Source organism: Aquabacterium sp., assembly GCF_050725395.1.
Taxonomy (GTDB): Bacteria; Pseudomonadota; Gammaproteobacteria; order Burkholderiales; family Burkholderiaceae_C; genus Aquabacterium.
The window spans coordinates 140,965-149,389 of sequence record NZ_JBOHHL010000007.1 but is presented as its reverse complement, the minus strand read 5'-3'; the positions used below and the strand labels follow the sequence as shown (position 1 = coordinate 149,389).

At 62.6% G+C, this 8,425-nt stretch carries 8 protein-coding genes; all 8 read right to left on the bottom strand.

The features are described from left to right. The coding region (locus ACREB4_RS07055; RefSeq protein ID WP_431587496.1) for an ATP-binding protein at positions 1-1,555 on the bottom strand (1,555 nt) is incomplete at its 3' end. Further along, positions 1,555-2,094: a YfiR family protein gene (locus ACREB4_RS07050; RefSeq protein ID WP_431587495.1), complete on the bottom strand. Its 540-nt coding sequence runs from the start codon at positions 2,092-2,094 to the stop codon at positions 1,555-1,557. The genes ACREB4_RS07055 and ACREB4_RS07050, both read right to left, overlap by 1 nt. A 73-nt stretch (positions 2,095-2,167) precedes the next feature. Further along, entirely contained in the window at positions 2,168-4,123 is a 1,956-nt protein-coding gene (locus tag ACREB4_RS07045) for a TonB-dependent receptor plug domain-containing protein (protein ID WP_431587494.1), read from the bottom strand. A gap of 192 nt (positions 4,124-4,315) precedes the next feature. Further along, positions 4,316-4,768, bottom strand: a complete 453-nt coding sequence (gene rplI, locus ACREB4_RS07040) for a 50S ribosomal protein L9 (protein WP_431587493.1) — start codon at positions 4,766-4,768, stop codon at positions 4,316-4,318. 12 nt (positions 4,769-4,780) lie between these two features. Then, positions 4,781-5,074 carry a 30S ribosomal protein S18 gene (gene rpsR, locus ACREB4_RS07035; protein ID WP_230182552.1) on the bottom strand — a complete coding sequence of 98 codons (294 nt, stop codon included), beginning with the start codon at positions 5,072-5,074 and terminating at the stop codon, positions 4,781-4,783. Positions 5,075-5,086: 12 nt separating this feature from the next. Continuing rightward, positions 5,087-5,377 carry a primosomal replication protein N gene (priB, locus tag ACREB4_RS07030; RefSeq protein WP_431587492.1) on the bottom strand — a complete coding sequence of 97 codons (291 nt, stop codon included), beginning with the start codon at positions 5,375-5,377 and terminating at the stop codon, positions 5,087-5,089. Between the two features lie 32 nt (positions 5,378-5,409). After that, entirely contained in the window at positions 5,410-5,781 is a 372-nt protein-coding gene (rpsF, locus tag ACREB4_RS07025) for a 30S ribosomal protein S6 (RefSeq protein WP_431587491.1), read from the bottom strand. A 194-nt stretch (positions 5,782-5,975) separates the two neighbouring features. Next, positions 5,976-8,381: a phosphoenolpyruvate synthase gene (gene ppsA, locus ACREB4_RS07020; RefSeq protein WP_431587490.1), complete on the bottom strand. Its 2,406-nt coding sequence runs from the start codon at positions 8,379-8,381 to the stop codon at positions 5,976-5,978. Between the last annotated feature and the right edge of the window lie 44 nt (positions 8,382-8,425).

Here is an 8,425-nt window from a genome sequence, read left to right as displayed (position 1 = left end):
AGGTAACGGTGAAGATTGATCCGTGGCCGGGGTCGCTGGTTGCGGAGGCCGTGCCGCCCATCAGTTCGGCGAGGCGGCGGGTGATCGACAGGCCAAGACCCGTGCCGCCATGTTCGCGCGAGATTGTCTCGTCTGCCTGGACGAAAGGCTGGAATAGCCGGTTGAGGATTTCGTCTTCCATGCCCGGCCCGGTGTCGGCGACGCGGATCTCGGCCATCCACGCGCCATCGGGAAGCGCCTTTGCTGACGCAATGATCTCGACGCGGCCCATCTCGGTGAACTTGATGGCGTTGGAGAGCAGGTTCAGCAGCACCTGTTTCAGGCGCGTGCGGTCGGCCATCACGCTCAGGTCGCAGGAAGTGGGAAACAGCGTGCGGATGCCGCGCTGGTCACCCAGTGGTTCGACCATGGTCTGGCAGTCCTGCAGGATTTCCTGGAGTAACACCGGTTCCAGCGACAAGGACAAATGGCCGGATTCGATCTGGGCCAGGTTGAGGATCTCGTTGATCAACTCCAGCAGGTGCCGGCCGGCCCTCAGGATGTGCTCGGTGAAGGTCTTCTTCTGCTCGGGCGTGGGCGACATCACGTCCGAAGTCAGCAACTGCCCGAAGCCGATGATGGCGTTCAGCGGGGTGCGCAGTTCGTGGCTCATGCTGGACAGGAACTCGGACTTCGCCTGGTTGGCACTTTCGGCGGCCTGGGTGGCCAGGGCCAGTTCGTGGTTCGAGCTTTCCAGCTGCCGGGTGCGCTCCTGCACGCGCTGCTCCAGCTCCTGGTTGAGCCGCATGATCTCGTGCTGGGCGTTTCGCCGTTCGTCCACCTCGCGCACTTTTTCGCGGTTGGACGCTTCCAGCGCCTGCGTGCGCCGCTCGATCTCGGTCAGCATGTTGTTGAAGGAGTCGACCAGTTCCCCCACTTCGTCATTGCTGTTTTTTTTCACCCGCCGTGAATAGTCTCGCTGGGTGACGACCTCGCGTGCGGTCCTGCCGATGTCCAGGATGGGATGCGTCACGATCTTCTGCAGCCATGTGGACACCAGCAAGGCCACCAGCATGGACAGGCACGACACCCCGACGGCGATGCCGGCGTAGCTCACCACGCGGTCGAACAACTCATAGTCGGCCTTCAGGTACACCGCGCCCACCACGTCCTGGTTCTCGATGATGGACTTGAACACGATGAGGCTGCCTTTGCTCACCGTGATGCTGTCCGGCTCGGACCTCTTGGGGAAGGTGTTTCCATGGGCGGTCTGCGCGCTGTAGCTGGCGAAGAGGGCGCCTCCGGGGCCGTAGATGGCGGCGGCCTGCACCTTGGGTTGAAAGCGGAGGGTGGCCAGGTTTTCGGTGGCCACGCGGCGGTCATCGAAATTCAGGGCGGGCGCAGAGGTGCGGGCCAACAGCTCGGCTTGGGCGGTCATGTCGTTGACCCAACTGCGGTGGTAGGCCCGCAGGTCGTAGATGATCATCGCGCCGAGCGCCACCACCAGCGCGGCCAGCGTCGACAGCAGCATCACCGCGAGCAGCTTGCGTTGCAGTGAGCCCCGCAGAACGGTCATCACAAGGGACCTCCGATCACTTTGCGCGCCACGGACAGCAACCGGGCACTGAGTTTGATGCTGTTGATTTCGGCGGACGGCAAGGCGATGTCGAAGCGCACCTTGTCGCCTGCCACCACGAAATTGATCACGCTGCTGGGCGGCGGGTCCTCGGTTTCCGTGACGACGAGAATCGGCTGGCCTTTGGTGGCAGCCAGCGTGTCCGCCAAAGCGGCACCATGCGAGCGTGCGATGAACAGGATGTGGACGGTGTTCAAGGCAGCGCCCCGCCCCAGTTTTTTCACCAGCACCGGCCGGCCGTTGATGGTTCGGCCGGTTGAAATCTGGGCGATCTCATCGGCGACGGCATCCGCGCCCATCACGCCGATGACGACCGGGCTGTCGGGCAGCGCGAAGGCCTGGGCAGGCCAGTCCACGTAGGTGCCGAACTTGTAAAGGAACGCCGCCTTGACCTGGTACTCAACGACCTCGGAAGTGCCGGCCAGGGCATTGACGGCGCAGGCCAGGCAAATGGCCAGGCAGATCAGGGCGCGCGGCAAGAGGGCGCGTCTTCTTGGCCGCCCTTCTGGCATTCCCGTCACTTGGGGCCTTTGGATCAACGAGGACCTCCGTTCAAAACCGGCTGACGACCTGGAAGTACACGGCCGAGGCCAATGCACTGCGCGTGGGCGCATTGAAAAACTCGGCGTGCGCTGGCATGAACAGGTTCCTGCCGCCCATCGAAAGTTCCAGCTTATTGGTGGGGCGCCAGCCCAGCCGCAGGTCGATCGCCGTGTAGGCCGGAACGGCCGGCAGGGGCAGGGCAGAGACTCGCCGCACCGTGGCGTCCAGTTCCCAGCGCTCGAAGAAGTTGAGGGTGGAGCGCAGGTTCCAGCTGAAGTCCGGGTCATTGCCCTCGGCGGCGGTGCCATTATTCTGGCCAAAGCTGCCGGGTTTGAGTTGGAGATTTTTGTGCAGGGTGGTCAGGCCGGCGCTCAAGCGCCATGAAGCCGTGGCTTGGTAAGTGCCCCAGGTTTCAAGGCCGGTGGTGTGGCCGTCCATTTCATTGGACCACCGCAAGGGCAGGCTCAATCCCCCGTTGACCAAGGTCGGCTCCAAAGTGCGCAGCCTGTCATAAACGGTGTGGAAAACCGTGACCGACCAGGAGGTCTTGGCCGACGGTTGGCCACGGTATCCCAGTTCATAGACATTGGCCACTTCCGACTTGAAGTTGGGACCGCCTTCGATCAGGAAAGGGGCGCTGGTCGGGTAATAGAAGTCCCGGTCGATGCGGGAAGGTGCGCGGGCAACGCGCGACGCGGCCATCCACAGCGAATGGTCTTCCGCCACTTTCCAGGCCAGCCGGGCGCTGGGCAGGAAATCAGGCTTGGTGTAGTGGTTGGTTTCAATCCTGGCGCCCAGGGTCAATTGAAGATTCTGGCCAAGGTCGACCCTGTCTTGTGCGAAGAGGCTGCTCCACACCTGTTCGGACCGGGCCGGCAGAAAGGCGATGAAGTCGCTGTTGGTCACCTTGTCCACGCCATAACGGTACTCACCGCCCCAGATCAAGGCATGACCGGCCATGGGCTGCAGCGAATGCTCGAATTGCAGGTCGAGCACGTGCAACTCGTCCTTGAAGGTGCCCGGCACGTCGCGCAGGGTATGGTCGTAATAGGCCTGGAACTTGAGTCCCGACCCTCCCGCCAGGCGGTGTGTCAGCCGGCCCAGCAGGTTGGCCCCCGAAATCGAAATCATGTTCAGTGGCCTGACCACGCTGCCCAGCGTGATGGTGCCGGGGGCCGCCTGGCCTTCGCTGGCGTCGTAGGCATCGCCCTGGAAGGTCAGCTCATCGCCTTGGTCACGCGTCCAGTCGGCGCGGAAGCCTCCCTGGACCTTGTTCCAGGCATCGCCAAATGGCGCCCCATCCTCTCTTCGGGTTTCCTGGCGGTCGAAGTACTTGCCATAGACCCGGAAATGCCCATGGTCACCCAATCTTCCCCCATAGCGCGCGCCGCCCCCCGATTCACGGTTGCCTCCGGTGGCCGTGGCCAGGACACCCTGGCTGTCCTTGGCCGAACGGGTGATGATGTTGATGACGCCGTTGACCGCATTGACCCCCCACAAGGTGCCCCCAGGGCCACTGATGATTTCGATGCGCTCCACGTCTTCCAGCATCACATCCTGGGCATCCCAGAACACCCCGGAAAACAAGGGCGTGTAGACGGTCCTGCCGTCGATCAGCACGAGCATCTTGTTGCCAGCCGTGTTGTTGAGGCCCCGTGCGCCGATCGAATACTGGCTGGCGCTGCGCTGGCCGACGTGCAGATTGGGCGCCAACCGCAAGGCGTCGGGCAAGGTCATCACGCCAGAACGGCGCAGGTCTTCGGCGGTGATGACGAACACCGAGGCGGGCGCGTCTGACAAAGGCTCGGCATGCTTGGACACCGACGTGATCTGCAGGTTGCTGAGTTCTTCCAGACTGAGGTCTGCCAGATCAAGTTGCCTGGCCAGCGCTGGTTTGACGCCGAATCCGAGGCTGGCCATCAAGGACAGCGTGGCCATCCAATGCACCGACATGTTCATTGCCATGTGATTCCTTTGATCAAAGGGCTGGATTCACGAGCACCGGATCGGACAATTTACGCTCAAAGCCGCAGGTCAACCAGTCTCATTCTGCATGCCCTCGCCCAAGGCAGGCGAATCGTGGCGCCACTTCTACACAAAGCCATGAAAAAAGGCACCCGAAGGTGCCTTTGGCGTGCGAGGTGCAGGACCTGTGGATCAGGCGGTTTCGCCCACCACGGCCACGGTCACTTCCACGACCACGTCGGTGTGCAAGGACACGGACACGGTGTGTTCGCCAGTGACCTTCAGGGGGCCATTGGGCAAGCGCACTTGGGCCTTGGCCACATCGTAGCCAGCCTTCTTCAGGCCTTCGGCGATGTCGGCGTTGGTGACCGAACCGAACAGGCGGCCGTCGACGCCAGCCTTCTGGCTCACGGTGACGGTCTTGCCGGTCAGGCGATCGGCCAGGCCTTGAGCCGCGGCGTGCTTGTCGGCCTGGGCCTTTTCGATCTCGGCGCGGCGAGCTTCGAATTCGGCGATGGCCTTTTCAGTGGCACGGCGAGCGCGGCCGGTGGGGATCAGGAAGTTACGGGCGTAGCCGTCCTTGACCTTGACCACATCACCCAGTGCACCCAGGTTCACGATTTTTTCGAGGAGGATGATTTGCATGTCGAAAACTCCTTAGACCTTGTGCTGGTCGCTGTAAGGCAGCATGGCCAGGAAGCGAGCGCGCTTGATGGCGGTCGTCAGCTGGCGTTGATAGATCGCGCGCGTGCCGGTCAGGCGAGCGGGGATGATCTTGCCGTTTTCGGCGATGAAGTCGCGCAGGGTGTCGACATCCTTGTAGTCGATCTGTTCGACGCCGGTGACGGTGAAGCGGCAGAAGCGCTTGCGGCGGAACAGCAGCGACTGGGTGTTGCGCTTACCTTTGCGGTCTTTGGAGAACTTGCCGTTCTTGGAACGTGGAGCGGGCATTTGATGACCTCTTTAAACAGTGTCGTTGAGTTCGGTGATGTGCAGCAGCACGCCGCGTCCGTTGCGAGGGGCACCCAGGAAACCAGCCAGCCCGAAGGGCACGCCAATCTCGAATCGGACCAATTGCTCGGCAATCGATCCCATGGCCACCGCCTTGATGTCCAGGGCCACCTTGCGGGGCTGCTGGGCTTCGACGACATCCGATTCGTGTTTCAGAACCAGGTCGAGGGCGGGTAATCCGGCCGGGGTGTATCTCAGCGCTTTGCGTTCGATGATCTGGGCTGTCAACAGCACACGGTTCATGAGAACGCGGACGCGATGCCTTGCGGCATCAATCAGGCAGCAGCTTGTTGCTCTTGGTGACTGGCCTTGCGGGCTTCATCACGCTCAACTTGCTTCATCATGATGGACGGGCCGGTGGGGGCCTTGTCGTTCACCACGGTCAGGTGACGCAGCACGGCGTCATTGAACTTGAAGCCGGTTTCGAGCTCGACCAAGGTTTCCTTGGTGGTCTCGATGTTCAGGCACAGGTAGTGGGCCTTGGCCAGCTTGACGATCTGGTACGCCAGTTGACGGCGGCCCCAGTCTTCAACGCGGTGCACCTGGCCACCGGTGGAGGTGATCAGGGTCTTGTAGCGCTCCAGCATGGCTGGAACTTGTTCGCTTTGATCCGGGTGGATCAACAGCACGATTTCATAGTGACGCATAAATGCTCCTTATGGATTCCCCGCCTGGCGCCTTTGAAATGAAGTCACCGGACAGGATGGAAGCCGTCGCGAAGCGTCAAACCCGCGGACGGCAAGGGATTGCTCGCTGAACTACGCGAGCAAAATGGGTAGCCAAAGATTATAGCGCGAAAAGGCGCCAGCGCCAAGGACGCCATGCCGGCGCCCTTGGGGGCTCACCTGGCAGCCAGGCGCTGCCAGGTTTCAACCACCGTGTCCGGGTTCAGGGACATCGACACGATGCCTTCCTCTGCCAGCCAATCGGCGAAATCGGGGTGGTCACTCGGGCCTTGTCCGCAAATACCAATGTACTTGCCTTGGGCACGGCAGGCCGCGATGGCGCGCGAAATCATGGCCTTGACGGCCGGATCGCGTTCGTCGAAGTCCTGGGCCAGCACTTCCAGGCCGGAGTCGCGGTCCAGGCCCAGGGTGAGCTGGGTCAGGTCGTTCGAACCGATGGACATGCCGTCGAAATACTCCAGGAACTGGTCGGCCAGGATGGCGTTGCTGGGCACTTCGCACATCATGATGACCTTGAGGCCATCCTTGCCCCCTTGCGATTCGCGCACCAGGCCATGGTCGGCCAGCATGGTGGTGACTTTTTCCGCCTGCTTCAGGGTACGCACGAAGGGCACCATGATCTCGACATTGGTCAGGCCCATGTCGACGCGCACGCGCTTCAAGGCTTCGCACTCCATGGCGAAGGCCTCGCCGAACTCGGCGCTGATGTAGCGCGAGGCGCCGCGGAAACCCAGCATGGGGTTTTCTTCTTCCGGCTCGTAGCGCGAACCGCCGATCAGCTTCTTGTACTCGTTGGACTTGAAGTCCGACAGGCGCACGATGACGGGCTTGGGCCAGAAGGCGGCGGCGATGGTGGCGATGCCTTCGGCGAGTTTGTCAACGTAGAAGGCGCGCGGGCTGGCGTGGCCACGGGCGACCGACTCGACGGCCTTTTTCAGGTCGTTGTCGACGTTCGGGTAGTCCAGGATGGCCTTGGGGTGCACGCCGATGTTGTTGTTGATGATGAACTCAAGGCGGGCCAGGCCGACGCCGCTGTTGGGCATTTGGGCGAAGTCGAAGGCCAGCTGGGGGTTGCCCACGTTCATCATGATCTTGATGCCGACGTGGGGCATTTCGCCACGCGTGACTTCGGTGACCTCGGTTTCCAGCAGGCCATCGTAGATGTGGCCAGTGTCGCCTTCGGAACAGGCCACGGTGACCAGAGCCCCGTCCTTGAGCTTTTCGGTCGCGTTGCCGCAGCCGACCACGGCCGGGATGCCCAGTTCACGCGCGATGATGGCGGCGTGGCAGGTGCGCCCGCCCCGGTTGGTGACGATGGCGCTGGCGCGCTTCATGACGGGTTCCCAGTTGGGGTCGGTCATGTCGGTGACCAGCACGTCGCCCGGTTGCACCTTGTCCATCTCGGACAGCGAGTGCACCACGCGCACGGGGCCGGTGCCGATCTTCTGGCCAATGGCGCGGCCTTCGGCCAGCACGGTGCCGGTGCTCTTGAGTTTGTAGCGCTGCTCGGTCTTGCCTTGCTGCTGGCTCTTCACGGTCTCGGGACGGGCCTGCAGGATGTAGATCTTGCCGTCCACGCCGTCCTTGCCCCATTCGATGTCCATGGGACGGCCGTAGTGTTCTTCGATGACCAGGGCGTACTTGCCCAGCTCGGTCACGTCTTCGTTGCTCAGGCTGTAGCGGTTGCGCAGTTCATGTGTGGTGTCCACCGTGCGCACCAGCTTGCCGTCCTTGGCCTTTTCCTCGGGCGAGGCAAACTCCATCTTGATCAGTTTGGAGCCCAGGTTGCGGCGGATCACGGCCTGCTTGCCGTTCTTCAGGGCGGGCTTGTGCACGTAGAACTCGTCAGGGTTGACGGCGCCTTGCACCACGGTTTCACCCAGGCCGTAGCTGGAGGTGATGAACACCACATCCTGAAACCCGGATTCGGTGTCGATGGTGAACATGACGCCGGCGGCGCCCAGGTCGGAGCGCACCATGCGCTGCACGCCGGCCGACAGGGCCACCACGTCGTGGGCGAAGCCCTTGTGCACGCGGTAGGAGATGGCGCGGTCGTTGTACAGCGAGGCGAAGACTTCCTTCATCTTGTGCAGGATGTCTTCGATGCCGACCACGTTCAGGAAGGTTTCCTGCTGACCGGCGAAAGAGGCGTCGGGCAGGTCTTCGGCCGTGGCCGAGGAACGCACGGCGAAGGAGGCCTGCAGGTTGTCGCCCGCCAGGGTGACGAAGGCCTCGCGGATGGCTTTTTCGAGGTCGGCGGGGAAGGGCTGGGCTTCGACCCACCCGCGGATTTCGGCGCCAGCCGCCGCCAGGGCGCGCACATCTTCGGTGTCGAGGGCGGCCAGGCGCTTGCTGATGCGGTCGGTCAGGCCGTCGTGCTTGAGGAATTCGCGGAAGGCGTGGGCCGTGGTGGCGAAGCCGGTGGGCACGCGCACGCCATCGGGCAGTTGGGAAATCATCTCGCCCAGGCTGGCGTTCTTGCCGCCAACGGACTCGACATCGGTCATGCGCAGCTGTTCGAAGGGCACGACCAGGGCGGTCGGCTCAAAGAGGGTAGACATAGACAAAGCTCCAAGATAAAAAAATGGGTCTGCGCCGGAGCGGC